General features: G+C 63.5%; 29 protein-coding genes, 1 tRNA gene and 1 pseudogene. 27 read left to right on the plus strand and 4 right to left on the minus strand.

Annotated features, from left to right (window positions below; genetic code table 11):
• The first annotated feature begins 6 nt into the window (after positions 1 to 6).
• The 15 genes from EJL01_RS13155 (at position 7) to EJL01_RS12820 (ending at position 12,872) form a co-directional block, all read left to right on the plus strand.
• A complete protein-coding gene (locus EJL01_RS13155) occupies positions 7 to 558 on the plus strand; it encodes a hypothetical protein (RefSeq protein ID WP_125107994.1) in 552 nt (183 codons plus the stop codon).
• 786 nt (positions 559 to 1,344) lie between these two features.
• Entirely contained in the window at positions 1,345 to 1,611 is a 267-nt protein-coding gene (locus EJL01_RS12755; protein WP_125107995.1) for a hypothetical protein, read from the plus strand.
• Positions 1,612 to 1,624: 13 nt separating this feature from the next.
• A complete protein-coding gene (locus tag EJL01_RS12760; RefSeq protein WP_125108060.1) occupies positions 1,625 to 3,025 on the plus strand; it encodes a terminase in 1,401 nt (466 codons plus the stop codon).
• Positions 3,022 to 4,428 (plus strand): phage portal protein, encoded by a 1,407-nt coding sequence (locus EJL01_RS12765; RefSeq protein ID WP_125107996.1) that lies wholly within the window; start codon positions 3,022 to 3,024, stop codon positions 4,426 to 4,428. Before EJL01_RS12760 ends, EJL01_RS12765 begins: the two co-directional genes overlap by 4 nt.
• A gap of 34 nt (positions 4,429 to 4,462) precedes the next feature.
• On the plus strand, positions 4,463 to 6,148 hold the full coding sequence (locus tag EJL01_RS12770; protein ID WP_164509832.1) for a VG15 protein: 1,686 nt from the start codon (positions 4,463 to 4,465) through the stop codon (positions 6,146 to 6,148).
• Between the two features lie 69 nt (positions 6,149 to 6,217).
• The gene (locus EJL01_RS12775) at positions 6,218 to 6,640 is read left to right on the plus strand and encodes a hypothetical protein (RefSeq protein ID WP_125107998.1); all 423 of its coding nucleotides are present in this window, start codon (positions 6,218 to 6,220) and stop codon (positions 6,638 to 6,640) included.
• Between the two features lie 17 nt (positions 6,641 to 6,657).
• Positions 6,658 to 7,554, plus strand: a complete 897-nt coding sequence (locus tag EJL01_RS12780; RefSeq protein WP_125107999.1) for a phage major capsid protein — start codon at positions 6,658 to 6,660, stop codon at positions 7,552 to 7,554.
• A 429-nt stretch (positions 7,555 to 7,983) separates the two neighbouring features.
• On the plus strand, positions 7,984 to 8,337 hold the full coding sequence (locus EJL01_RS12785) for a hypothetical protein (RefSeq protein WP_206427741.1): 354 nt from the start codon (positions 7,984 to 7,986) through the stop codon (positions 8,335 to 8,337).
• A gap of 21 nt (positions 8,338 to 8,358) precedes the next feature.
• On the plus strand, positions 8,359 to 8,694 hold the full coding sequence (locus EJL01_RS12790; RefSeq protein ID WP_125108000.1) for a hypothetical protein: 336 nt from the start codon (positions 8,359 to 8,361) through the stop codon (positions 8,692 to 8,694).
• Positions 8,684 to 8,944: a hypothetical protein gene (locus tag EJL01_RS12795; protein ID WP_125108001.1), complete on the plus strand. Its 261-nt coding sequence runs from the start codon at positions 8,684 to 8,686 to the stop codon at positions 8,942 to 8,944. Before EJL01_RS12790 ends, EJL01_RS12795 begins: the two co-directional genes overlap by 11 nt.
• Positions 8,944 to 9,312 (plus strand): hypothetical protein, encoded by a 369-nt coding sequence (locus tag EJL01_RS12800; protein ID WP_125108003.1) that lies wholly within the window; start codon positions 8,944 to 8,946, stop codon positions 9,310 to 9,312. The genes EJL01_RS12795 and EJL01_RS12800 overlap by 1 nt, the downstream gene beginning before the upstream one ends.
• Positions 9,313 to 9,324: 12 nt before the next feature.
• Positions 9,325 to 9,909 (plus strand): hypothetical protein, encoded by a 585-nt coding sequence (locus tag EJL01_RS12805; protein ID WP_125108004.1) that lies wholly within the window; start codon positions 9,325 to 9,327, stop codon positions 9,907 to 9,909.
• 94 nt (positions 9,910 to 10,003) lie between these two features.
• A complete protein-coding gene (locus EJL01_RS12810) occupies positions 10,004 to 10,354 on the plus strand; it encodes a hypothetical protein (RefSeq protein ID WP_125108005.1) in 351 nt (116 codons plus the stop codon).
• Positions 10,355 to 10,470: 116 nt separating this feature from the next.
• Complete coding sequence (locus tag EJL01_RS12815; protein ID WP_164509833.1) at positions 10,471 to 10,728, plus strand: hypothetical protein; 258 nt, start codon at positions 10,471 to 10,473, stop codon at positions 10,726 to 10,728.
• A 23-nt stretch (positions 10,729 to 10,751) separates the two neighbouring features.
• Positions 10,752 to 12,872: a phage tail protein gene (locus EJL01_RS12820; RefSeq protein ID WP_125108009.1), complete on the plus strand. Its 2,121-nt coding sequence runs from the start codon at positions 10,752 to 10,754 to the stop codon at positions 12,870 to 12,872.
• Positions 12,873 to 12,893: 21 nt separating this feature from the next.
• On the opposite strand, the gene EJL01_RS12825 is transcribed toward EJL01_RS12820, so the two are convergent.
• A protein-coding gene (locus EJL01_RS12825) for an IS3 family transposase (protein ID WP_241209084.1) occupies positions 12,894 to 14,068 on the minus strand; the annotation gives its coding sequence in 2 pieces (ribosomal slippage) (positions 12,894 to 13,789 and positions 13,789 to 14,068; 1,176 coding nt in all).
• Positions 14,069 to 14,106: 38 nt separating this feature from the next.
• Here EJL01_RS12825 and EJL01_RS12830 point away from each other — a divergent pair.
• The 11 genes from EJL01_RS12830 (at position 14,107) to EJL01_RS12880 (ending at position 24,418) form a co-directional block, all read left to right on the plus strand.
• Complete coding sequence (locus EJL01_RS12830) at positions 14,107 to 15,543, plus strand: hypothetical protein (protein WP_125108010.1); 1,437 nt, start codon at positions 14,107 to 14,109, stop codon at positions 15,541 to 15,543.
• Entirely contained in the window at positions 15,544 to 16,389 is an 846-nt protein-coding gene (locus EJL01_RS12835; RefSeq protein ID WP_125108011.1) for a hypothetical protein, read from the plus strand.
• A 9-nt stretch (positions 16,390 to 16,398) separates the two neighbouring features.
• Positions 16,399 to 17,310, plus strand: coding sequence for a hypothetical protein (locus EJL01_RS12840; protein ID WP_125108012.1), 912 nt, complete (start codon positions 16,399 to 16,401; stop codon positions 17,308 to 17,310).
• 9 nt (positions 17,311 to 17,319) lie between these two features.
• Positions 17,320 to 18,816 carry a hypothetical protein gene (locus tag EJL01_RS12845; RefSeq protein ID WP_125108014.1) on the plus strand — a complete coding sequence of 499 codons (1,497 nt, stop codon included), beginning with the start codon at positions 17,320 to 17,322 and terminating at the stop codon, positions 18,814 to 18,816.
• A 22-nt stretch (positions 18,817 to 18,838) separates the two neighbouring features.
• Positions 18,839 to 21,625 carry a hypothetical protein gene (locus EJL01_RS12850; protein ID WP_125108015.1) on the plus strand — a complete coding sequence of 929 codons (2,787 nt, stop codon included), beginning with the start codon at positions 18,839 to 18,841 and terminating at the stop codon, positions 21,623 to 21,625.
• Positions 21,626 to 21,633: 8 nt separating this feature from the next.
• The gene (locus tag EJL01_RS13160) at positions 21,634 to 22,239 is read left to right on the plus strand and encodes a hypothetical protein (RefSeq protein ID WP_206427742.1); all 606 of its coding nucleotides are present in this window, start codon (positions 21,634 to 21,636) and stop codon (positions 22,237 to 22,239) included.
• The gene (locus EJL01_RS13505) at positions 22,197 to 22,334 is read left to right on the plus strand and encodes a carbohydrate-binding protein (protein ID WP_431834736.1); all 138 of its coding nucleotides are present in this window, start codon (positions 22,197 to 22,199) and stop codon (positions 22,332 to 22,334) included. The genes EJL01_RS13160 and EJL01_RS13505 overlap by 43 nt, the downstream gene beginning before the upstream one ends.
• Positions 22,335 to 22,395: 61 nt before the next feature.
• Positions 22,396 to 23,259: an N-acetylmuramoyl-L-alanine amidase gene (locus EJL01_RS12865; protein ID WP_164509834.1), complete on the plus strand. Its 864-nt coding sequence runs from the start codon at positions 22,396 to 22,398 to the stop codon at positions 23,257 to 23,259.
• A 10-nt stretch (positions 23,260 to 23,269) separates the two neighbouring features.
• Positions 23,270 to 23,734 carry a hypothetical protein gene (locus tag EJL01_RS12870; protein ID WP_125108017.1) on the plus strand — a complete coding sequence of 155 codons (465 nt, stop codon included), beginning with the start codon at positions 23,270 to 23,272 and terminating at the stop codon, positions 23,732 to 23,734.
• Positions 23,727 to 24,092 carry a hypothetical protein gene (locus EJL01_RS12875; RefSeq protein WP_125108019.1) on the plus strand — a complete coding sequence of 122 codons (366 nt, stop codon included), beginning with the start codon at positions 23,727 to 23,729 and terminating at the stop codon, positions 24,090 to 24,092. The genes EJL01_RS12870 and EJL01_RS12875 overlap by 8 nt, the downstream gene beginning before the upstream one ends.
• Entirely contained in the window at positions 24,089 to 24,418 is a 330-nt protein-coding gene (locus tag EJL01_RS12880; RefSeq protein WP_125108020.1) for a hypothetical protein, read from the plus strand. The genes EJL01_RS12875 and EJL01_RS12880 overlap by 4 nt, the downstream gene beginning before the upstream one ends.
• Positions 24,419 to 24,653: 235 nt before the next feature.
• Here the strand turns inward: EJL01_RS12880 and EJL01_RS12885 are convergent, their stop codons facing one another.
• Positions 24,654 to 24,836: a hypothetical protein gene (locus tag EJL01_RS12885; RefSeq protein WP_125108021.1), complete on the minus strand. Its 183-nt coding sequence runs from the start codon at positions 24,834 to 24,836 to the stop codon at positions 24,654 to 24,656.
• A 49-nt stretch (positions 24,837 to 24,885) separates the two neighbouring features.
• Between EJL01_RS12885 and EJL01_RS12890 the strand changes: the two genes are divergently transcribed.
• Positions 24,886 to 24,958 (plus strand) — tRNA-Arg (locus EJL01_RS12890).
• 1 nt (position 24,959) lies between these two features.
• On the opposite strand, the gene EJL01_RS12895 is transcribed toward EJL01_RS12890, so the two are convergent.
• Entirely contained in the window at positions 24,960 to 25,805 is an 846-nt protein-coding gene (locus EJL01_RS12895; protein ID WP_125108022.1) for a tyrosine-type recombinase/integrase, read from the minus strand.
• Positions 25,806 to 25,974: 169 nt separating this feature from the next.
• Positions 25,975 to 26,176 (minus strand): annotated as a pseudogene (locus EJL01_RS13165) (HNH endonuclease); the annotation flags it as partial.

A 26,176-nucleotide genomic window follows, 5' to 3' on the forward strand; every position in this document is an offset into this window, starting at 1 on the left:
GCACTCATGAGCATGCCCGAAGTTGTGCGCCGCAAGAGGCCCTGGTATCTCCGATGGTGGATCTGGCCGGTCTACCTCCTCGTGTTCCTGCTCCTCATGGCACTCTGGGGCAGCATGCTCCCAGACCCCCCTGATGCGGAACCCGAGCCGACTCCGACCGTCGATGATGTCGTAGAGCCGACGCCGACGGCTACAGCCACACCCACTCCGACGGCGACTCCTACCCCGACCCCGACACAAAAGCCGACGCCAACACCGACACCGAAGGCAACACCGAAGGCCGAGCCCGAGGAACGTACCGAAACCGTCGAAGGACTCACCCTCGACGACGCGCGCCCCTACTGCCTCGACATGGCCGACACGTACGCCTACCCAGACAAGATTGACGTGCACTACGTCCTCGGCGTGAAGATCGAGGAGATCAACGAGCACGACGTGCGCTTCCTCTGGAAGGCTGACATCAAGTCGGCCGCCGGCGGTGAACTTCCCGGCGAACTCCTCTGCATCGTCACCGGCAGCCCAGACAACATGACCCTCGACACCATCGAGTTCCGCTAACCCCACCCCTCGCAAGACACCCCGGCATACAGCAACACGCCGGGGTGTCTCCCGTTTGACCCCCCCCACACAGCACCAGGGGGGGGCAGCGCAACACCGGGGGGCATCTCGAGCAGCCGGGGGCTTGCACCATCCGCCACGACCCCAACAGCCCGACACGGGCAGGCACAGCCACCGAGCAGCCAGGCACCCACCAACCCCAGCCTCGGCCACACCCCACACAGCGGAGGGCCAACATGCACACAGGCCCAGCCAACGCCAACGGCGCACGCCGCCGCAAACTCAGAGCAACACTCCTCGCAACAAGCACCCACTGCGCACTCTGCGGCAGAACCCTCAACCCCGACGCAAACTACCCAGCCGACGACGCCACAGTCATCGACGAAGACCTACCACGCGCACGAGGCGGCAACCCACTCGACCGAGCAAACACCAACGCCATGCACAACCTCTGCAACCGATGGAAGTCAACAATGACGTTGACCGAAGCACACGCACTCATCGCAGCAGGCATCCCAATCGGCTCACAGATCAGCCGAACACAACGCAAGCAAGTGCTCAACACCAACGTCGGCACCTGGAACCCAAACGCCACCCAATGGTGACAGCCGGGCCGGACACGAGGGGGGGGCTACCCCTCCCCACCCCCGCCAGGCAACCCCGGAGGCATAGGGCCAATATCTCTCCGGCGCGTTCCACGGTGCCTGTGGGGGTGCTTTCTTCTTTTTCCACGTTGGTCTAGGGCTGCTGTTTCTGTGGCCCGTATGAAGCATTTAGGGGGTCGTGATGGCGGTGTCGAAGATGAAGGCTGCTGCTGCGGCTCCGGTGTCGCAGTCGGTTGCGGTGTCCGCTCGGGCTGGGCGCTTGGAGGCGTTGACGGCGTTGCGGGACAAGATCGCGGCGATGATCGATGAGGGTGTTCCGCCTCGGGATATGGCGTCGTTGTCGAAGCGGTTGATTGAGGTCATGGATGACATCAATTCGCTGGAGACTTCGGAAGAGGGTAAGGCGGTGTCTGTCGATGACGAACGGTGGACGCCGGAAGCTGTCTGAGGTTGCCCGTCATGTGAATATCCCTGAGGGGATTGTTTCGACGGGGTTCCCGGCTGTGCAGCGGCAGTGCGCTCAGATGGGTGTTCCGTTTGATCAGTGGCAGGTCGATATTGGGATGCTCGCGTTGGGGAAGCGCGCGAACGGGCTCTATGCGGCTGGTGTCGGTGGTGTCGTGTTGTCGATTCCTCGGCAGACGGGCAAGACGTACCTGGTCGGTTGGATCGTGTTCGCGTTGTGCATTCTGTTCCCGAACATGACGGTGATTTGGACTGCGCATCGGACTCGTACGTCGAATGAGACGTTTGGGAAGATGCGGGGCATGGCGGCGAAGTCGTCGGTGTCTGGCCATGTTGCTGCGGTTCGTGCCGCGAATGGTGAGCAAGAGGTCAGGTTCGCTAACGGGTCGCGCATCTTGTTTGGTGCTCGCGAGCAGGGCTTTGGCCGTGGTTTCGACATGGTTGATGTGCTCGTGTTGGATGAGGCGCAGATCCTTACTGAGGATGCGATGACGGATATGGTGCCTGCGACGAACGCGGCGCCGAATGGTCTCGTGTTGATGATGGGTACGCCGCCGCGGCCGAAGGATCCTGGCGAGATTTTCGCTGCTCGTCGTGCGGATGCGATCGCTGGCGATCCTGACACGTTGCTGGTGGAGTTGTCGGCGAATCGTGGCGCGAAGGTCATCGATTGGGATGAGATCGCGCGTGCGAACCCGTCGTATCCGGAGCGTACGTCGAAGACGGCGATTTTGCGGATGCAGAAGCTGTTGGGGTCTGACGAGAATTTTTCTCGTGAGGCGTACGGCATTTGGGATGAAGTTTCGATCGCGAAGTCGGAGATTAGTTCTGGTGCGTGGCGTCGTCTTGCGGATGATGTGATCCCGGATGGTCGGCGCGTGTATGGCGTGAAGTTTTCTGTGGATGGCTCTCTTGTGGGGTTGGCTGCGGCGGTGCGTCCGAGTGAGGGGCCGATCATGGTTTCGGGTATTCGGGTTGCGTCGACGGCGGAGGGGTTGTCGTGGATTGTCGATTTTCTTGCGGAGCGTAAGGACAAGCTGGCGCAGATTGTGATTGATGGTCAGGGTGCTCCTGGATTGGTCGATGACTTGCGGGAGGTCGGCATTCATCCTCGCGAGAAGGTGAAGCGCCCGACCTCGAGACAGATCAGGGTGCCGTCTTTGTCGGAAGTGAAGGCGGCGCATGCGATGTTTCGGCAGGCGGTGCATGACGAGGATGTGTTTCATGACGGTGGCGCGGTGTTGACGGGCCAGGTTGAGCGGGCGCGGAAGCGGCCGATTGGTAATCAGGGTGGTTGGGGTTGGGCCGGTATCGGTGAGACCGACGACGTGACTTTGTTGGATGCGGTGACGTACGCATTCTGGGGCGCGAAGACAACGACGAGGGGGCGGTCATGAACGAACTCGTGAACCTGCCGTCCATGCCGGGGCTGGCTGATTCTGAGCAGGACACGTTACGGCGTCTCGTGAATCAGCTCGCGGCGGTGCGCAGCAAGAACCTGCTGTTGTCGGCGTACTACGACGGGAAGCGTACCCTGAAGTCGCTGGGGATCGCGATCCCTCCGAACATGCGCATCGACACTGCACTGCAATGGCCTGAGCGTGCCGTGAAGGCGCTCGCGTCGAAGCATGTGTTTGAGGGGTTCACGCTGGATGGTTCGTCTGACCCGTTTGAGGCTGGCGAGCTGCTCGAGCAGAACCAGTTCGGGCTTGATCTGATGCAGGGCATCAACTCGGCGTACAAGCATGCGTGTTCGTTCCTCACGGTGTCGCATGGTGATGCGGATGCTGGAGAGCCTGAGGTTGTTGTGCAGGCCCGTTCGGCAGAGTCGACTACGGCGCTGTGGGATAAGCGCACCCGCTCAATTTCGGCGGCACTTGCCGTGATCGATATCGATAATTTCGGCAAGGCCACGGACTTCCAGTTGATGTTCCGCGGCTACCAGTGGCGGTTCCGCCGGAACGAAGTAGGTCGCTGGGAGGGGCATCGCACTGAGGGCATCCCTGGCCGCGTGCTGGTGGAGATGCTGCGGCATGACCCGCAGTTGAACCGCCCGTTTGGTGCGTCGCGCATCAATCGCGAGGTGCGGTATCTGACAGATGCTGCGATCCGGACGCTTGCGCGCGCGGAATTGTCGGGCGAATTCTTCTCGGCACCGCAACGGTATGCGCTGGGTGTGGACCGGAAGGCGTTCGACGGCGATGACTCGAAGTGGACGGCCACGATGGGTCGCATTTGGGCGTTGCAGTCGAACGAGGATGGTGAAGTGCCCACGGTTGGGCAGTTCCCGCAGGTGTCGATGGAGCCGCATCTCGCGCATTACCGGCAGTTGGCGCAGAACTTTGCGGCGGCGACTTCGCTGCCGATGAGCATGGTTGGCCAGTTCGGTGACAATCCGGCGTCAGCTGAAGCAATGCAGTCGGCTGATGCGGAGCGTGCTGAGCTCGCTGACTTGCAGTGGCGGGTGTTTACGCCGGCGCTGGTGCGGACGCTGCAGTCGATGGTGATGTTGCGTGACGGGTCGTCGGAGGTGCCCGCTGGGTCGTGGAAGACGCGGATTGCGTTCAAGCCGACTCGCTATGTGTCTCCGCAGTCGTCGGGCGACTTCATCTCGAAGGCGGTCGCGGCGGTGCCGAAGATTGGTGAGACGACTGAGGCGTTGCGTGGTCTCGGGTTTAACGAGGCGCAGATCGAGGGCATGCAGTCCGAGTGGCGCCGTGCCGGTCAGAGCGGCGTGCTTGAGCAGTTGCTCGCGGGCCGTGCCCCGGTGGCTGAGACGGTGGCGCCCGCTGGAGAGTAGGTGAGTCGTGGTCTCTCGTGCTGATGTGACTCGCTTGAATCGTGCGGTGCGTTCGGCTGCGTCGCTCGCTCAGGGCGATGTGGCTGAATTGTTGAACATGCTCGCGGGGATGCCGCCGGAGCAAGCTGCGCTCGAGCTGAAAGCGCTGTTGCCGGAGATCACTGACCGGTACGGCGATATCGCGGCTGCGGCTGCGGCTGAGTGGTATGAGGATGTGCGGGCGGGGGAGCTTGGTACGGCAGGGTATGCGCGTGTCGGGTCGCTCGCGCCGGTCGAGCAGGTGACTTCGACGGCGGCGTATGCAGCGGGTGGCCTGTTCACTGAGTCTGGCGGGGTTCGCCCGATGCTGCTCGGTGCGGTGCAACGTTATGTGGCGTATGCGGCACGTTCGACGGTGGCGCGGAATGCGAACCTCGAGAAGGGTGAGGTCAGGTGGGCGCGCGTGCCGTCTGGCGCGAAAACGTGCGCCTGGTGCTCCATGCTCGCGTCACGCGGTTGGGTGTATACGTCGAAGGAGCGTGCCGGCCAGAATCCGTCCGACTTCCATGACGAGTGCGTGATCGGTTCGACGGTGGTGTCAGGGCCGGAGGCCGACGCCGGATATCGACGGTATTTCGAGGGCGAAATTGTCACCCTCGTCACCGCCGCTGGCCACGAGTTGACCATCACCCCGAATCACCCAGTACTGACCGATAGGGGATGGGTGAAGGCGGGCCTCCTCAATGAGGGCGACAACCTTGTCAGCGCCGTCCGTTCCTACGGGGACGTGATGGGTCGACCAGACAAAGATGATCGACCAACCAGCATTGAGGATGCGGTGCGTGCGCTCGGCATGGTGAGCGCGACGCGACGGGTGAGCGTGCCAGGATCCCCCGAGCAGTTCCACGGCGACGGGTTCAACTCCGAAGTCGACGTTGTAACCCGCGACGACCTGTTCTGGGGTGAAGGTTATGCCTCGCTCGTTAAGCCACGCCCCGAGTTGGATCTCCATGGGGGATCGGTTCCATGCCCCGTCCATCGCGCGCTTGGCCCGAGTGTTGGCGACCTTGAGCTTCTCGGCGGGCGACCGCTGGCGACCTCGGCTGGCTTGGTTCGCGGCGGCAGCTTGGGCACGGCGCTCGGCCTCGGTCATATTCGAGGCGCGGAGTTGTCCAGCCTCGGAGCGAGAGCGAGTGGTGAGGCCGGCTTCTTTGAGCCATCGAGAGATGACGCCTCGGCTGACCCCGTACGTGTTGGAGAGGGCCAGGACGCTTTCGCCAGCAGCGTGGCGAGTGGCAAGGTCGGTCGGCGCTGGGATTCGGCGCTGGGATGGGTAGGAGCTGCGGCTCCGAGCTTCGACCCCCCGGAGCTTGAATCGGCGGCGGAGGGTGTCAGGGCTTACACCCAGCTCGGCGGCGCACTTCTCGAACGACTTGCCGGAGGCGTAAAGCTCGACCGCCTGGTCGACAAGCGAGTCGGGCAATTTGCGGGTCATGTGTTCAACCTGTCTACTCGTGAAGGATGGTACATTGCCAATTCTATCACGGTAAGCAACTGTGACTGTCAGATTGTGCCGAATTTTGATCGTGACGCGGCCCATATCGACGGTTACGACCCTGACCGGCTGTATGAGATGTATCAGGAGGCGCGGTCTGTTTCCGCGCCCGTGACGCAAGAGAATATCGCGGCGTCGATGCGCGAACTCTATCCCGACGTGTTCACAGACGGGCACGTCCACTAGACCACCGGCCCTGGAGGCCGGTTTTTTAATGCCCTGCCTGGTGTGGGGCCGATTCCCCGGAGGAACAAATTGTCTGAGAACACTGACCCGGAAGTTGATCCGCAGATTGCTGAGCTTCGTGCTGAGGCTGCTTCGTGGCGTAAGAAGCTGCGGGAGCAGGAGCAGGCGAACGAGCAGCTCACGGCGAAGGTCGCTGAACTGTCGGCTGCAAATGAGTCCCTCACGGGTGAGAGTGAGTCCCTGCGGGGCGAGCTCGACCAGGTGAAGGGCGAGCAGGAGCGCGCCGGCATGGTGGCAGAGGTTGCGAAGGAGTACGGGGTCGATGCGGGTGTGCTGCGTGGCAGTACCCGTGACGAGATCACGGCGCATGCGGAGCAGCTTCGTGACGTGTTCAAGAAGGCGAATAGCGCGTTCATGCCAAACATTGGCGACGAACCGGGCGTGCAAAGCAATGAGGAAGCGGAATTCGTTCGCGACCTCTTCGGCAGCTAAACCAAGGAGAAATGAAAATGGCTGTTTTTGGATCCGGGGATCTGAAGAATCTTCCCCGCAATATCGCTGACGGCATGGTCAAGAAGTCCGTTTCGGGCTCGACTGTGGCGCAGCTGTCGGCGCGTGAACCGCAGCGGTTCGGCGCGACTGACATCATCACGTTCAACGACTTCCCGCGTGCAGAGTTCGTCGAGGAGGGTGCCGACAAGGGCAACTCGGGTGGCGCGTTCGGTGTCGTCACTGCGAAGCCTCGCAAGGCGCAGGTCACGATGCGGTTCAACCAGGAAGTGGAGTGGGCTGACCAGGACTACCAGCTGGGTGTCCTGAACGAGCTCGCTGACGCTGGTTCGACTGCGCTTGCGCGTGCCCTCGACCTGGGTGTGTACCACCGCATCAACCCGCTCACCGGCAACGTCATCACTGGCTGGGACAACTACGTGTCGGCAACCACCATGTCGGTGACCGCCGGCAAGGACCCGGAGCTTGACCTTGAGACGGCGGCGGGTGCGGTGATCGGCACTGAGCAGTCGGTGAACGGTATCGCGATCGACCCGTCGTACTCGTGGACGCTCGCGACGCAGCGTTACGCGGACGGCCGCAAGAAGTTCCCCGAGCTTGGTCTTGGCGCGAACGTCGGCTCGTTCGGTGGCGTGAACGTCGCTGTCGGCAACACGGTGTCGGGCCGCCCCGAAGCTACTGACACGGGCGTCCGCGCGATCGTTGGCGACTTCCAGTCGGGCATCCGTTGGGGTGTGCAGCGTGACCTTCCGCTCGAGGTGATCCGTTTCGGTGACCCTGACGGACAGGGCGACCTGAAGCGCAAGAACCAGATCGCGCTCCGTCTGGAGATCGTGTACGGCTGGTACGTCTTCGTGAATCGCTTCGCGAAGATCATCAAGTCGTCGGAGGGCTAATCGTGGCCGATTCGGTATCGGTGGAGTTCCCTAACGGGGTGCTCATGTCGGTATCGGCCGAGCAGGCTGGGCAGCTCTCTGCGTTGTTTGCGCTTCAGGGTGCGACGACGCGGGGGGCTGTCGGCCCTCGGGTCGATCCTGGCGAAGAGGCGGAGGAAGCTGTGGCTGCCGCTGAGCCGGTCGACGGTTCCGGGCATGCCGTGGCGTCTGCAGATCCTGTCGGGGTTCCTGTGGGTGCTCCTGCGGGGAATGCGTCGCGTGGCGATTGGGCCGCGTATGCGGAGTCGCTTGGTGTTGAGCCTGGCGATATGACGCGGAACGAGATCAAGGCGGCTGTGGCCGCGCTCTAAGCATGGAGGCGTTATGGCAGTCGAGATTCCGTTTGCGAAGGTCCCCGATCTTGAGGTTCGGTGGCGACCGATCACTGACGTGGAGAGTGCTCGTGCGCTCACGCTGCTCGAGGACGCGTCGCAGCTGATCATCGACGAAGGTTTCGACGTCGAAACGATCGCGGCGCGAACGTTAACGCGGATTGTGTGTGCGGTCGTGAAACGCGCGATGAGCATTCCTGGCGGCGACAGTGTGACGTCGCTGCAGCAGGGCGCAGGCCCGTTCCAGCAGACCGCGCAGTTCGCGAACCCGACTGGTGACCTGTATTTGACGAAGTCGGAACGTCGTGCGCTCTCGGGTGGCGGCGGGCAGCAGGCGTTCGAGATCACCATCGCTGAGGGGGTCGAAGACTTGGTCTTGGATCCCGCTACATGGTGGCCGCAGCGGTTATGACTGTCGGGAGGTGCTGGTCTGATGTTTGACGACTGGAAGGTTCCCGTGATGCGGGTGCGCGACGGTGCGGCAGGGGAGGACGTGTTCGGGGAGTCGATCCCTGGCGCTCCGGTAGAAACCCCGCTGCCGCCGGCGTTGTTCGCGCCGACGCCGACCGCGCTGCTCGCACAGGCCGGTGTCGCGTCGACCTCGACGCAGCCGACCGTGTACTGGCCACGCGAGTGGCCAGACGTGCAGGCCGGCGACCGGCTCGTCGTGGAGGGGGAGGAGTGGACGGTCGATGGCCGTCCCGCTTCCTGGCCGCTGGGTCTCGTCGTCGAGCTCACAGGGGTGAAGGGGGTGAACCGTGTCGGTTAAGTTCTACCCGAACAAGTCTGGGATGGAAGCGTTCCTGAAGTCTGATGAGATGCAGCGGTACATCGAGGAAGTCGGGAACTACGTCGCGCACACCGCTGGTGAAGGCTATGGCGTGCAGATGACGGTCGGGCCTGGACCGAAGGGTCGCGTGCGCGCCACCGTCATGGCTGAGACTGAGGAAGCAAAGATCAGCCAAGCCCGGAACCATGACCTCGAGCGTGCTGTCGGCGGCGGGTTCGGTGGTGGATAGTGAAGCCGCCGAACGTGAAAGCGCATCTCCTCGCGGCCCTGAAATCGCACAGCATCGAAGCCGTCTCGAAGCGTGAGGACGCGACGTCGTCGCGGTTCGCGCGTATCACTGACACCGGCGGTCCTGGACGGTCCGACCGCATCGTGCAAATCGTGCAGGTCACTATCGGCTCGTACGGGTCGACGCTCGGTGTTGCTGCGGTCCTCGCGGCAGATATCGAAGCCATCATCCATTCCCTGCCCGATGTGTCGTCGTCGCCAGTTGCGGCGGTTCCGTGGGCTACTAGCCCTTATGAGAGCACCGACCCTGACGTGCCTCGACTGTCGCGCTACGTCGCGACCTATCAACTCACTGTTATCTGCCGCTAGGAGGCAAACATTATGGCTACCAACTCGCTCAACGCGCTGATGTTCGGGTCGGACGACGACTCGGTACACCTCGCCGAATACACTCCTGAACTCGCCCTGGGGCTCGCATCCCTCGGACTCGAAGACCCCATCCCCAGCGGTTTCATTGACTGTGGTTGGATCTCGGAGGACGGCCAGTCTCTCGACCTGTCTGACTCGGTCGAGCGCATTCGAGGTCACCAGGGCAACAAGGTCGTGAAGGAGTTCATGTCGGAGTCGGACACGAACCTGACCGTGAACCTGCTCGAGTCGAAGCTCAAGATCGTCGAGTGGAACCTCGACGCGAAGGTGACGAACAAGGGAGACTACGCCGAGTACGATGCTCCCGCGTCGCGTACGGTGCGCAACCTCTGCGCGGTCGTCGACGCCTACGAGACCACCGGCTCAGGCGACCGCTGGCGCATCATCCTGCCGCACGTCACCCTCGGTGAGCGCGCGAGCATCGCGCTCAAGACCAAGGAGCTGACGGCCTACCAGTACTCGCTGGGCGTGATCGACGGCTTCCGCCTGCTCACCTCGACGGCCGCGATGATCCCGGCCGGCACGCCCACCCCGTAGCCCCACCAACTGCCCCTGCGATGCGACGCACTCTCCCGCATCGCAGGGGCTCACCATTCCCTCGGAGAGTGCACAACTTCTAGGAGAGTGCATTATGGCCACAACTAAGGAACGTGCCGCTGCTGCTGGCGCGAAGACCCCGAACGACCACGCCGTGAAGACTGAAGCCACGAGCTCCGACGTCACCGTCGAGGTGCGCGGGTTCACCCTCACCTTCGACCCGAACGACTTCGACGACGACGAGCTCCTCACTGGGCTGGACAAGGGCCGCCCGGATGAAGCACTCATGGTGGTCACGGGCGATGATGACGACCTCGTTGACAAGATCGCGGCTGAGCTGCGTAACGACCCGGAGAACCTCAACGGTCGCGGCAAGCTGAAGCGTTCCGCGCTCGTGCAGTTCATCGGTGAAGTCATGGAGGCTGCGGGCCAGGGAAAGTCCTAGCCCTCCGGCAGCTCCTACGGGAGTTTCCGGAGGAAATCGAGGCCGACCTTACCTCCGAGTATGGGGTCGATCTTGGCGATGTGTACCGCGGCGGGCTGTCGTGGCGGCGCCTGTCGGTGCTCGTCACGCAGCTCCCGCCCGGCTCGCGACTCCAGCGGGCCAGGGGCGGTCCTGGCGCGTGGAGCGACGAAGTGTCGGCCATTCACCATGACGGCCACCTCACACGGACCGGCATCATGTCGGCGCTGGGTGTGAAGCAGTCGAAACTTCCGAAGCCGGTCGAGCCGCCCGCTGAGGGTTGGAAGCTCGAGCAGATCGAGAAGCAGCGTCACGCCGAGCTGAAAGCTGCGCGCTGGAAATCACGTCAGCACTAACCACAACTTCATAGGGGGCGCCCATGGCCAAGAACGGATTCAACTTCGGTAGCGCCTGGGTGCAGATCGTTCCCAGCCTTGACGGTGCGAGCCGTCAGATTCAGCGCGAGCTCATGGGCGTAGACACGTCGAAGGCTGGCGCGAAGTTGGGCGAGGGCCTGTCCTCGTCGATGGTGAAGGCGCTCGATCTCAAGGCTGTGGGCGCCAAGCTGTCCAACCTCGGCGGCAATATTGCCGGGGTTGGGCAGCAGCTCACGAACAACATTACGAAGCCGGCCGCGGTCGCGGCGGCCGCGGTCGGTGGTATCACCGCCGCGCTCGGGTTCAAGCGCCTCGTCGGCATCGACACTGCCCGCGGCCAGTTCCAGGGCCTCGGGTATGACGCCGAGAAGGTGATGGAGCAGGTCGACAAGGGTGTCTCGAACACGTCGCTGTCGATGGCGCAGGGCGCATCTGCCGCGGTCGGGATCCTCGCGACCGGGTCGGTGCCGCTCGAAGACCTCGAAGAGCAGATCAAGCGTGTCGCGAACGTGTCTGCCGCCTACAACATCGATGCCGAGCAGTCCGCGTACCTGCTGAACAACGTTCTGACGAAGAACAAGGTTGAGTGGGGCGACCTGTCGCAGATGCAGCAGAACGGCATCCCGATCGTCACTGCTCTCGCTGACCAGTATGGTGTCGCTGGCGACCAGATCATGAAGATGGCGCAGAACGGCGAAGTCTCTATCGAGGACTTGAACGCGGCCCTCGACTCGAAGGCTGGCGCCGCGGCTGAAGCCTACGCGGGCACCTGGGCTGGTATCACCGCGAACATCACGTCGAACATTGGCAAGATCGGCGCGAAGCTGATGGAGCCGTCCTTCGACATCATGAAGGAGCAGGCGGCAAACCTGCTGAACCTGCTGAAGTCGCCCGAGTTCAGCGAGTGGGCGACGAACATGGGTATCGCCGCTGGTGGGGTGCTCGAGCAGGCGATCGGCATTGTCTCTGACCTGACGACGCGGTTCCAGAACCTCTCTCCGGAGACGCAGAAGATGATTGGCATCTTCCTCGGCGTGGCGGCTGCGGCGGGGCCCGTGCTTGTCGTGATCGGCAAAATCGTTGGTGTTGCCGGCGCGGTGGTGTCTGCGCTGGCGCCCGTGGTGGCTGCGTTTGGTGCGCTGGGAGGGGGCGCGGCGGCGATCGCTGCCCTGACTGGGCCGGCGTCGACGCTGGCGAAGGTGTTTCAGTTCGCGCTTGGCCCGATTGGTATCGCGATTGGTCTCATCACGTCGCTCATTGCGGCGAGCCCGGCGCTCCGCGAAACCATTGGCGCGGTCTTGACGGAGATCGGTGGTGCGCTCGGAACCCTGTTTGAGCAGCTCGCCCCTGTGATTGAGCAGCTGTTCGCGGCGCTCGGCCCGATCTTCGGGCAGCTCGCGGGCCTGTTCGCTCAGGTCGGTACGGCGATCGCTCCGCTCGTCGCGACTCTCGGCACTGTCCTCACTCCGATCATTGGGCTGCTCGGTACTGTGCTGGAGCCGGTCGTGGGGCTGCTCGCCGCGATTCTTGAGCCGGTGAGTTTGCTCATCGGTCTCGTGCTGCAGCTCATCACGCCATTCATTGATCTTGCTGCGGCGATCCTGCAGGTCGGTCTCGAATGGTTGGCGACGCTCATCACGACGGTCGTGGTCCCTGCTGTGCAGTGGCTCGCCGACATTCTCGGTGTCGCGATCGAGTGGTTCTCGTCGCTGTTCAATTCTTCGAGCGAGACGAGCCAGGGCCTCCAGTCTGCGTGGGAGGGCGTCACCGGGTTCTTCCAGGGCGTGTGGGATGGTGTCGCCGCTGTGTTCACGTGGGTCTGGGAATCTGTCCTCCAGCCGATCGTGCAGGCCATCGCGGCCGCCGTTGACTTCTGGATCGTGCAGCCCTTCACCGCGATGTGGAACGTCATCTCGTTCGTGTGGGAGGCCGTATCGACGGCGACGCAAATCATGTGGGCGCTCGTTGGTGCGATTTTCTCCGCGATCGTCGCATGGATTTCCACTACCCTTGGCCCGATTTTCACTTGGCTCTACAACAACATCATCAAGCCCGTCTGGGACGGCATATCCGGGTTCATCGGCAGCGCATGGACCGTCATTTCTGGCATCTGGGTCCGCTGAAGGTTTGGTTGACCTCCGGGTTTATGCCGCCAGTGTAGCGGCTGGGTTCATGATGAGTTCGAACTCGATGGGGGTGAGTTTCCCGAGTCGGCGTTGACGGCGTTTGCGGTGGTACTTGCCCTCGATCCAGGACACGATGGCCAGGCGCAGTTCCTCTCGTGTGCCCCAGGATCGACGGTCGAGGACGTTCTTCTGCAGGAGCGCGAAGAACGACTCCATCGCGGCGTTATCGCCACATGCCCCGACCCTGCCCATCGAGCCACGTAGCCTGTGGCGCTTCAGCGCTTTGCGGAAGCGGCGCGACCGGAATTGGGACCCTCTATCGGAATGGACGATCACCCCAGCGGGCCGGCCTCGGTGGGCCACTGCCATCTCGAGCGCGTTGACGGCGATCCGGGCCTTCATCCGTGAATCGATCGAGTAGCCGACGATCCGGTTGGAGAACACGTCCTTGATCGCACACAGGTAGACCTTGCCCTCGCGGGTGCGGTGCTCGGTGATGTCGGTCAGCCATAGCTCGTTGGGGCCGTCGGCGCTGAACTGCCTGTTGACCAGGTCATCGTGAACCGGCGCGCCGGCCTTCTTGTAGCGAGTCTTCCGCGTGGTGAACACCGATTGGATGCCGGCGACCCGGCACAACCGCCACACTCTGCGCTCGGACAACTCGTAGCCCAACTCAGCGAGGTCGTCTGCCAGCACCCGGTAGCCGCCCTCCGGGTCGTCGTTGTGAAGCTGATGCAACACCGAGATGAGCTCTTGCTCCTCGGCCTCACGGGCTGACACCGGTTGCTTGAGCCACTTGTAGTAGCCCTGTTTGGAGAATCCCAGTATCCGGCACGCGACCGCCACCGGCACCCTCACCCGGGCACCGACCGCGGCCATCTCCTTCACGAGCGGATAGATCATTTTGGGGGCGTGATGTGAGCCTGCGACAGATACGCCGCCGCGCGCCGTAGCACCTCGTTTTCCATCTCCAACTCCCGGATCCGACGCAGTGCCTGCGACATGTCCTTGCGCGCCTCTGGATCGGTGGTCGGGGTCATCCCATGGGACTTGAACCTCGCGTCACGGAGCCATGCCTGCAGCGTGGTTTTCGCCACTCCGAGGTCCTTGACGACCTGCTTTTGAGGGATACCCGACTCGACCAACGCGACCGCGTCGCGCTTGAACTCGTCGGTGTAGGTGATCTTCGGCATGGTTGCCATCCTTTCAGCACGACGCCCTCTCAGGAATCATGCGGTCTTGGAGTCAACCAAACCTTCGGCAGTCCCTCTTCACCTCGATCAAGACGTCGCTCGAGAACACGCTCGGGCCGGTCTTCAACTGGCTCTACAACAACGTCGTCAAGCCGGTGTGGGACAACATCAAGGGCGCAATCGACGTCGTCTGGGGATGGTTCAACAACACGCTCGTCCCTGGCTTCCAGTCAGCGACGGGCTGGATCGGTGACGCATTCGAGGGCCTGAAAAAGACGATCGATGATGTCTGGAAGGGCATCAAGGAAGCGGCTGTCGCGCCGATCAACTTCGTCATCAACACCGTCTACAACGACGGCATTAAGGCCCTCTTTGATGCCATCGCTGAGGGTGTCGGTCTCGACATTCGCATGCCGAAGGGTGAGCCGATCAAGCTCTCTACGGGTGGTGTCCTTCCTGGCTATACGCCGGGCCGTGACGTGCACCAGTTCTATTCGCCGACCGCTGGTCAACTGTGGCTGTCGGGTGGTGAGGGCATCATTCGCCCGGATGCGCTGCGCGCACTCGGCGGCAAGGCATGGCTCGACCGTGTCAACGGGGCGAAGTCCCGCGCCGGCGAAACTCACTTCGCTGACGGTGGCGTATTCGACTGGGTCGGCGACGCGTGGAACAATGTGACGGGCTTCGTGGGTGACGTGGTCGATAACATCGGCGCAGTCATTTCGGACCCGCTCGGCGCGATCGATCGAATCATTATGGAACCTGTCCGTAACTGGATTGCGGGTATCGGTGGAGGCTTCCTCGGTGAGGCGATCGGCGGATGGCCGATCGACATGGTGAAGAAGCTCGGTACCTGGTTCCGGGAAAAGGTCGACAGCATGTTCTCCTCGGGGTCCGAGGGCGGCGGCTACGACGCGGTCCCAGGCCCCGATGGTGGCATCACCTATCAGGGCTTCCACGGTGGCCTGGCGATGAAGCGACTCATCCCGGTCATGCAGAAGTACGGGCTCAACGTCACCTCGACCTGGGATACTCCGGCACGGAACGCGGCGCTCGGTCGACGCAAGAACACCTACCACGCAGACTGGGCGAACCCCGCCGTCGACATGGCGGGTTCGCAGTCGAGCATGTTCGCGGCGGCAAACGAGATCCGCAACATGGGCGGATGGCGTCAGATTCTCTGGCAGGTCGCGGGCCACTACGACCACATTCACGTGGCGAAGGACGGCGGTGTCTTCGGAGACCTCCCTCGGCTCTACGACGACGGTGGCTGGCTGCAGCCGGGTCTTACGCTCGCGTATAACGCGACGGGCGCGCCGGAGCCGGTGCTCACGTCGGAGCAGTGGAAGTCGATGCGTGAAGGCGGGAACGGTGTGACGATCAACCAGACGAACTACATGCCGACGTCGGATCCGAATGTGATCGGCGATCGGCTCGCGGCGAAGGTTCCGCGGCGACTCGTGGGGGTGCGGTAAATGCTGTGGCTCGATGACATTGAGATCGGTTTCGAGCGGCCCTCTGCCGGCGGGCTCATCGTCGAAGGTGGCGGCGGCTTGGATGGCTGGTATGACCTCCCTGGGGTGAAGACGAAGCTGTCGGGGCGTGAAGGCGCGGACGGTGCGCATGCGGTGCAGGGTCGAGACCTCGTGTACTCGGCCCGCACCGTGACCGCGTCGATCGCGTACATAGGCGACACTCGCGACTTCGCGGTGCGGCAGGTGTACACGCGCATCAACGCGCTCAACCGCCGCATCGTCAGTGTCCGTGTCCGAGACGTCGATGACACCTTCGTGACCGGCTATGTCGAGACCTCGTTCGGCCCGAAGTGGCAGACGTCGGGAATCTTCGACATCACCGTCACGGCGGCAGACCCTGTCCGGTATGCGTGGGATGAGCAGACGGCGATCCTCACCGCGAGTGCTCGTGTTGGCGCGCTCGACTATGTGATCGAGTATCCGATCGATTATGGCGACGATGTGTCATCCGCGTCCCCGTCCGGGTCAGTGTCGAACACTGGCAATGTGGCGACGGGGCCGGTCATCACCGTCGAGGGTTCTTACCCGCGCGGGTTCACGCTCCTCGGGGCCGGGGGGCGCGCGATCATCTACCCGCAGCCGGTGTTCCTTGGCACGCCCGTCGTCATTGATTGCGTGCGTCGTGTGGCGATCTGCAACGGCGTGAATGTGTCCCGAAACCTCACTCGTCGGGAGTGGTTCACGCTCCCCCCTCGAAGCTCAACCACCGTCACTCTCGTCGCTGGCGAGGACGTAGCAGCAGGAACCGCCTGGGCGACCCTCTCGGCTCGCTCGGCATGGATTTAGGAGATTCTCATGGTCACAGGTATTGGCGTCCCGGCAATCACGGGTACCGACGGCGCGAAGATCGGGCGTTCCGCGCTCGACGACCGCCTCATGGTGTATGCGGACTACACCTCGCTCGGCATTATCCGTGGCTGCAAGGTGTATGCGACGGCTGCGGGCATGAAGTGGAAGATCGAGCACGGCAACGCGAACATGAGTATCGCGGTCGCGTCGCGCTCAGCCGCGGATGGGGCAAGCAAGTTCCCAATCGTCGCGCAGGTCATCGACACGACCGCGGCCCCGGCGTCGGGGGCTCGACTCGATGTGATCTATGCGCGGCAGAACCGTCCAGATCTCGGCGACGCGGACAACTCGGTTGTCGTCGGGGTCGTGCAGGGGAACGCTTCGGCGAACCCAGCCACCCCGACTCTCCCTGCTGGCGCCGTCGTGCTCGCCACCTACCGGGTGCCGTCTGGGATTTCGAACACGCTCGGCGCGACGCTCGTAGATGTTGGCCCGCAAGCCGTGCCGTACGGGGCAGCGCTCGGCGTTCTCGTGAGTAAAACGTATACGGCGAATCAGGCACGAATCCAGGACTCTGCCCAGCGTTTGTTGTCGGCACGGTTTAAATTGACCGAGCCTCGGCTGCTGTGTTTCCAGCTCACATGCTCGGCGCGCGCGCTCGTTCCTATCGGCCCCGACAAGACCGAGGTAGCGATGCGCGTTCTTGTCGATGGGGTAGAAATCCGTGAGACGCGCTTCGCGTTGGATTCCGCACCGGGAACATTCCAGTACTCCGAATATCGAGTATTCAATGCGGGCACGCACACCGTGGCCGTGAACGGCAACATGGCTAACGGTAACGGGCAGTGGATGTATGAGGCGGGCAAGTGGCCGGGGCAGATCATTTCGGTGATTGACCACGGCGTGAACGACGGCTAGGTGACGCGCGTGTGGACTCTTGAACTCTTCCGCACCGTCGACGGCCTGCGGTATGGGGAGTTGCCGGCGGCGGGCTTCTCGTGGTCGCGTGAGCTCCGCAAGGGCAGCCTCGATGCGCCACCGCAGGGCCTCGGCACAGAGCGCGCCTCCGGCCTTGAATGGTCGGTCGCGTCGCTCGAAGCGGCCGGCTGGATCGACCGGAACGAGCATGGATGGCAGGAGCGCCTCGTCGCACTCCTCATGCCGAAGAAGCACGGCGTCATAGCGCTCTACGACGGCATCCCGATCGCAGGCGGGCCGATTGCCGATTCGGTGACGTTCACGCATGACACGGTGGCGATCACCGTTGACGACTACGCGGAAGGCATCCTCTCGCGCCGCTTCGTGGTGCCGGAGACGTTCTCGCCGAAGAAGCAGGTGAAGGTCACCGGCAAGTCGATCGGCGGGCTCGCTGTCGAGGCGCTGCGGGTCGCGATGCGCAAGCCCGCAGGCGGGTTACCCCTCGAGCTGCCAGCCTCGGAGACGGGCAACCAGACAGCAGAATGGAAGGGGTACGCGGTGGCGCAGCTGGCCGCCGAGGACGTTATCACCGACTTCGCCGATCTCGGCCCCGATATCGACTTCCGGCCGAAGGTGCTCGATGACTCGCATTTCGTGTGGGAGGTCGTGCATGGCTCGGCCGACCAGCTCGAGCTCGGCCAGACGACGGTGCATGACTGGGAGCAGGGCTCACCTGATGTAGTCTCGATCACCTCGACGCTCTCGACCGCGTACATCGCGCACCGCGTCTACGCCGTGGGCGGCGGGCAGGACGTGGCTACGCCGATTCAGCGGCGCGAAGCCGAGGTTCCCGAGGGTTGGCCGCTGATCGAGCAGGTCATCTCCGACTCGACGATTTCGGCCGTTCCCGAGCAGGAGGTCTGGAAGAAGACGGCCGCGGAGGCCACCGCTGCCTACGATGCCGCGTACCAGGATGCGGTCGCCAAGTCCGACGCCGCCGATACGAAGGCGGCGCAAGCCGAGGCGGCCGTCGCTGCTGCGAATAAGGCGCTGGCGGACGCGAAAACTGCGGCGCAGAAGAAGGCCGCGAAGGCGCAGAAGGCCGCGGCCGACAAGGTGGCGAAGGCGGCTCGATCTGCGAAGACCGCGGCGACGAAGGCCGAGACGGCGGCGAAGAAGCGGCTGGCCGACAAGCTCAAGGCGGCCGAGAAGGCGGCGGAGAAGGCCGCCTCCGACCAGCAGCGTATCTGGGCGAAGGCGCAGTTGCAGCGGCTCGGCGACGCCCATCTGACCCCCTACCCGATGCTGCAGATCGAGATGACGATCCGCGCCGACGGCATCACCCCGCTCGGCACGTTCTGGCCCGGCGAGGTTGCGCACGTCACGACGCACGATCACCCGGCGCTGCCTGACGGCACCTACCCCCTGCGCATTCTCTCGATGAGCGGCGACGCTGGGGAGTCGGTGACCCTCGTATTCGACCCGATCCAGCCCGAGCGGTACTAACCTCGCGATCTAAGGGGGACGCATGAAGAAGATTTACCTCAAGCCGACGCTTCCCGGTATACTCACCGACCTCTCGCGGGGCACCACCGCGGCGATCGGCCGGGCCAGCACGTCGCTCGAGATCGAGGTCGCCGGGGCAACCCTCGAAGGTGAAGGCGACATCCCCACCGAGAACATCACGCAGCGCGTCTCGGAGCTCGACGACGTGCTCGCCGAGGCGAACGAGCAGCTCGAGCAGGCGATGAACGATCTCGCGGCAGCCGAGGAGGAGCTCGAAGCAACGCAACTGCTCTACGACGCGATCTTCGCCGAGCACGATAACGCGCTCATCGACGCCGAAGAAGCGATCGGCGTAGCGGCCGGGCAGATCGAGACGATGGGCGGCGAGATCGACGCCGCGGCGCAGGAGGCCGCCGCCGCTAAGCAGGCGGCGCTCGAGGCGATGACGGAGGCCGCCACCGCGTCGGGTCTCTACACGGTAGCGACCGCGAGCCCGACTGTGGCGGATGCTGAGGGGAAACCTGTCGGCGCTGTCTGGGAGGTGCGTTCGGGTGAGGCGACGGCTCGCCGGTACGTGCTGACGGATGCCGCCACGTGGACTCAGGTGAAGTTGGGGACTGAGGCGATCGGTGATGCGGTGATTGGCACTGCGCAGGTCGGCGAGCTTGATGTTGCGAAGCTGTCGGTCACTGGTGCCTCGAAGTTCTCGACCGCGGTCATGCAGGCACTCATTGCCGACAAGGGTTTCTTCGAGCAACTGTACTCGAACAACGTTGTCGTGGCGGGCGAGAACCTGCTCCCTGACCCGCTGATGAAGAACCCGCGAGCGTGGCAGAACGACTCGCGCGTCTCCACGACGGGCGGGCGTACCGGAGGCGGGTCAATTCTGATACCCGCTTCGACCTCAACGTCGGGCGTCTACAACGTCTTTTATGCTGCGGACATGCCGTACGCGGTGAAGGTCACGCCGGGGCAACGCTACAACATCTCGGCCTGGTTCACCTCGGCAGTCGCTGGCGTCGGCACAACGATCAAGGTCACGCTCTACGAGCGATTCTTCGACGCGAACGGCACGAGTGTTACAAGTACTCGTGCGGTGGCGAACGCGGCCACGTTCGCCGCGAACACTTGGACGTCCCTCAGTGGCGTGAGCCGCGAAGCACCGGACAACGCGGTCTACATGGGCGTGGGGTTTTTCGTGCAGGCGATACACAACTCCGAAGTTCGGTTCAGCGACCCCGCCGTGCGCTCGATGACGGACGGCAACCTGCTCGTTGATGGTTCCGTGAAGGCCCGCCATATTGTCGCTGACGAGGTTGCTGCTGCGGTTGGTGTGTTCATCGACGCGATGATGACGAACCTCTCCGTCACGGGCGTCGCCGCGATCAAGCAGGTCACGACGGATGCACTGTGGGCGAAGCTCGCGGTCGTTGATCGGCTGCAGGTGCTCACGTCGATCATCACGCAGGACATGATTGCGACCGGCGCGGTCACGGCCGATAAGATCACGGCCTCGCAAGCACTCATCGACAAGCTGATTACCCCTGACCTTATGGCGGGCAAGGTACTCACGTCGATGTTCCAGCTTGGCGATAACTGGCGGTGGACGGCGGAGGCGCTGATCGCCTACGCGCCGGTCGTGGGGAATCAGTCGGTGACGGATTGGGCGAACCGGCAGGAGCTCGTGCGCATCGACCCTTCGGGCGGCATCTCGATCACCGCGGCGACCGCGGCGGGCGACCCGACGGGCGGCATCGACCAGGACGGCAACGTCTGGGGAACGCTCGGATCGTTCAGCGAGCTCGAAGTTGGCGGAGTTCCAGTAACTAACCTCGACGGGCCGCGTGGTGTGCAGTCCGTGACGATGCTCAACAGTGACACGACGATCGCCACGAACACTGAGACACGCATCCTATGGACAACGATTGACGTTGAACCGGGCCGCATGTACGAAATCGAAACGCAGGTGTTCGCGCGCGACCCCGGCAACATCACTCTCAGGTGGCGACGCAACACCGGAGCACCCCCCACAACCTCGAACTCAATCCGATCCGAAATGGTCAACGCGAGCACGATGCACCGCCTCATCACGTTTAAACACCTCATAGTCCAGCCGTTCACAGGCGGCGATGACACTGCTGTGGAGACACGATATGTTGGATTGTTCCTCGCCGGGTCTGCGAACCAGAACACGGTTGTGTACGGTCCCTACGCGGACACGGGCGAGCCCCGAACCATGATGATCGTCCGCGATATTGGCCCGACCTTGGAGATTGACACGCAGACGGTGGCGTCTACCTCGAACCCGAATCCTCCCACCTCGAACCCGAAACGCACGTACACGAAGACGTACAAGGCGACGGGCGTGAAGCGGTATACGGCTGGGAATGCCACCGCCTCGGATAGCCGGAACATTACCGCGGGCTCCTACTACGGCTCATCCATGTCCGAGAAGTTGCTCTACCAGATGCCCGCCGCTTTCTACTCCGATTTGCAGGGCGCGACGATCAAGTCGGCGAAAATCACGGTTCGTTGCACGAAAACGTATTCCACAAGCAGCGCGGCGCAGATCAGTGTCGGCTACACGACGGCATCAGGCCTGCCGTCAACGTGGCCGGGGCATACGGCGGTTTCCGCGATGGACATTAAGGGCGGTCAGTCGTTGACGAACAGTGTTCCGTCGAGCTATTTCAGCGGCCTCCGCTCGGCGCGAGGAATCACGGTCACGCCGCGTAATCCCGGCAGCTTGTCGTCCTACGCCTATTTCGATGCCACCACGACCCGCATCACTGTCACCTACGAGAAGTGAGGATTCTCATGGAGATTGATATTTCTTCGCTGTCGCTCCCCGAGTTGCGGGAGTTGCAGAGCCGCGTTATCCAGGCGATTGACCAAAAAAAGCAGTCGGAACGGGTGGCGGCGCAGATTCGTGACTTGTCGATGCAGCTCCTCGATGCCACCGGCCGAGAGATGCAGGCCGCCTGGGTGCAGCCGACGGGCGCGCACGACTCCTACCCGGAAGGGTGGCAAGTCACGCACAACGGCAAGCTCTGGGCCTCACTCATTCCTGGGAACGTCTTCGAGCCTGGCGTCTCGGGATGGCGTGAGGTGACCCTCGACGGCAGCCCATCAGCGTGGGTGCAGCCCACCGGAGCGCATGACGCCTACCCTCTCGGGTCGGAGGTGCTGCACGGTGGTAAGCGATGGGTCTCCCTCGTGGACGGGAACGTATGGAAGCCCGGTGCTCCCGGTTCGGAGACCTTGTGGGAGGAGGTCGTGGAGGAGGTCGTGGAGCCAGAGGAGCCCACCGACCCCGAAGAGCCCACCGACCCGGAGCAGCCCGAGGAGCCGACTGAGCCGGAAACTCCATCGGTGCCGGAATGGAACGGAAGCTCAGTGACGTACCCCCCGGTGACCTCGTGACATTCAACGGCGCGACGTACCGCTGCATCACCGGACACACAAGCCAGGCCGGGTGGACACCCGCGGCCGTCCCCGCACTGTGGGCGGTCGTGTAGCCCGCCGTTCATCTCACGCCGTCCCTAGTGGGCGGCTTTTTCCATGCCTAGGGAGGCAGACATGACTCATTCCAAGCTCACGAACCAGATCAGTCTCAGCAGTCAGTCGAGTTCGCGCGACGGTGCGAAGATCGATCGGTTCCTCGTCCACCACGCGGCGGGCACCTCTCAGGAGGACGTTGTCAACATGATGGTGCGGGGGACGCGCACGGTGTCCGCAAACTATGTCGTCGGCGACACGATAACTCTCGTCGTTGACGAGGATCGACGTGCGTGGACGTCGGGCTCGAAGTACGACGGCGGAAAGGGCGCGGCGTTCGACAAGCGCTCGATCACGGTTGAAACAATCAACAACTCGACCAAGAACTGGACGGTCAGCGACGAGACGTTCGACAACCTCGCGTGGCTTATTGCCGACGTAGCGACTCGCTACGAGTTCCCGATTAACGACGACACCGTGCTCACTCACCAGGAGCTCTGGACACGTTTCAGGGCTTCGTACCCGACCGCGTGCCCTGGCGACCTCCAGCGCCGCAAGGCCGAGCTGCTCACGCTCGCCCGCAAGTACCAGACTGGCAAGGCGACGGGCGCCACGACTGCTCCGAGCACATCGAAGCCGGCATCGACCGCCGCATCGTCTACAACGGCGACGGCCGCGCAGTGGAAGACGATCCAGGCGTGGTTGAAGCGGCTCGGACGTTACAGCGGCCCTGCTGATGGTGTTCCCGGCGTGAATACGTGGAAGGGCATCCAGCGCACCGTGCGCGACCGCGCAGGCTACACAGGCCCGATCGACGGCAAGCCTGGCGTGAACACGTACAAGGCCATGCAGCGTTACGCGCAGGGCGGCGGCTACACCGGCCCCGTCGACGGTGTACTCGGCGCGAACTCCTGGGCCGGCTTCGTGAAGCGACTCAGCAGCTAAGGGGATGAGGATGCGCAGGTTTGCTACGACGCGGCGCCAGTTGCTCGGCATTATCGGTGTCGCGCAGCTGTTCCTCGGCGCGTCCTATCTGTTCCCGTCCCCGATGCCTGTGGGTTCACGTGACCGTGCGTTCGAGTGGATCGTATGGCTGGAACCTCATCACCTCGGCGCGCTCACGGTAATCTCGGGCGCGTTTGCGTGTATCGCGGTCGCTGCCGGGGTGGCACATCTGCGGGGTGCGGATCGGCTCGAACGGCTCGCGTACGGCGCGGTCATGGCGCCATATTCGGCGCTCGCGCTCGTGTTCCTCCTGTCGTGGGTGATCGGCGGGAACCCGACCGGGTGGATCTCCACGATTTCGTACAGCGCGTACACGGCACTCGCGTACGCCGCCGCGGGGGTTGCTGACCCGCCCGATCCGCCGGCGAGGACAGACCCGACCATGCTGCCGGGAGGGGGCGATGCGGATGCCTGAGCAGATCATTACTGCGGCGATCACCGCGATCGTCACTCTCATCTCGGCATGGCTGGTCTACAAGGCCGCGAAACGCACCGGCCGCGCGCAGGAGATCACCGCGGAGGCCGCGCAGGTCAACGCAACCGTCGAGCATGCCGCGTCCGCGTCGGGGGAGTGGCAGAAGCTGTACCAGGAGATGCGCACACGCCTCGACCGGCTCGAGGAACGTCTCGACCTGGCCGAGAAGCGCGCCGACACGGCCGAGCGGCAGGCCGACCAGCTAACGAAGGAACTCGACGCCGTATTCATCTGGATCGAATCCGGCATGACCCCACCACCACCGGCACGACCCCACTATCTGAAAGGCACCGCATGATTGACTTCACCCTCCCCCCGTCCCTGCTCGTCTCGCTGATAATCGCGGTGGCGATTCCGGCCCTTGTCGGCCTCGTCACGTCGCGTGTCACGTCGCCGGCGGTGAAGGGCGGCCTGCTCGTCGGCCTCTCGCTCGCGACCGGAGTCCTCACCGAGCTTGGCGCGGCCCTCACCACCGGCGAGCCGTACGACCTCGGCGTCGGCATCCTCAACGCACTGTTGACGCTCGGAGTCGGGCAGGCCGCATACTCGGCAGTGTGGAAGCCCACCGGCGCGGCAGACGCGCTACAGGCACTCGGCACGAGCGGCAAACACGCCGCAGAATAACCTTCATTCGACGCAGATTAAGCGCCGGCCTTCATTCCCTACGGGGCGTGGAGGCCGGCGCTTTCTTGCGTTTCCGGGTAACTCTCAATCGAGAGTTACGAGGGCACGGATTCGTTCCAGTCCTGACCGATGACCGCGACCGGATCGTCGTCCCAGACCACGATCACATCGAGGTCGCCGAGCATGAGCAGCGCCGAGCACGTCGAGAGCTTCCTCTAGATCCATGCGGGCGAGTCTACGCGCGCTGCTGCTCGATCTCCCAGATCGGCAGCTTCGCCTCGCGCTCGGTGTCGGTCGTAGTTTCGTCCCGCAGCTGCGCATACTGCGCCGCCATGTCGCGGGCGCGCTCGGTATCGCCCTGCAGGAGGTACTCGAACGCGAGAAGGCTGTACGTGTCGAAAGCTTTCGTGATGTCCATGATCATGTTTCCCTTGGTTAGTAGTTGAGTGGCTACGATGGTCGGGTCAGCCCTCGTAGCTCAGTGGATAGAGCAGCGGCCTTCTAATCCGTTTGTCGCGCGTTCGAATCGCGCCGGGGGCGCTCAAGCCGCGCGCCGATCCACACGGTCGGGGACGTGCAGCGTCGGCAGTGCGGTGACCGCTGCGAGTGTCTGCGCCTCAGACGGCAGCGCATACCGTTTCAACGTGTCCGCGCTCGAGTGCCGCATACACGCCTGCACGATCGCGGAGTCAACACCACCGCGCAGCATCTCGGTCGCGAACCATGCCCGTAACTGGTGCGGGCGGTGCCGTGTCAGGCCAGCGCGCCGCATCGCGAGGCTGAGGACATGCGACACGGAAGCGCCCGTCACATGCCCGCCTGGGGCGCGTGTGGAGGGGAACCAATACCCGGCAGGCATGTCGCGCGAGATCTCCCCGATGACCGGATGCAGCGGCAACCATGCTTCCTTACCTCCCTTCCCGTCTGGCACGTGGATCGTCTTCCGCTCGAGGTCGATGTGTTCGCCTCTGATCGCGGCGAGCTCACTCGCCCGCATCCCAGCGAGCGCATACAGCAGGATCTTCACGCGCGCGGGCCTGTACACGCAGCCGAGGAGCCGCTGAATACCATCTGTGGTTACCGGGTCTGGGGTTGGTGCGACGACGTGCACTTTCGGGAGACGCGCGGCCGGGTTGTCGGGTCGGTAGCCTTCGTCTTGCAGCCACGTGTAGAAGCGGTACAGCAGTGACCGGTAGTTCTGGCGGGTGGTGCCTGAGAGCCCTTCGCGGGCGAGCCAGAGGATCAGGTCGCGCCGTCCTGCCTGCTCGATGGGTTTGCCGACATGCCGTTCGAGCGAGGCGAGGATGATGGCGCGTTCTTTTATGGTGCGTGGGCGGAGGTTCGCGGCTGCCTGGTGGTGTGACCACTCGACGATGAATGTGTTCATGCGTTTGAGTGTTGGGCCGATTGCTTGCAATCACCTACAGGTGTCGGAGAGAATCTGGAAGCAAACGCTGCGAGCGACGTTACGCGCGCCGAACTTGCCGACTTGTAATCTCTTGGTCGCAGGTTCGATTCCTGCCGGGGGCGCAACCTGGAGACGGAGTCCCGCCACGTTAGAACGGTGCCGGGTCGTTGATCGCGTCATACTCCTGGTCGTCGACGGGTTTGAAGATCGGCCCGACTCGTGCGGGTTCGACCGTCACCCGTTCGCCGCGCGGGGTGCGCCACCGGACCCAGCCGTTCCCGAGTTGTTCGCACTCCCACGGACGTTGATGTTTCAGGGTGTGGTGTTTTGGGCAGAGGTGTCCGAGGTTG

The sequence above is a fragment of the Gulosibacter massiliensis genome, assembly GCF_900626105.1.
In the GTDB taxonomy this organism is placed as follows: Bacteria; Actinomycetota; Actinomycetes; order Actinomycetales; family Microbacteriaceae; genus Gulosibacter; species Gulosibacter sediminis.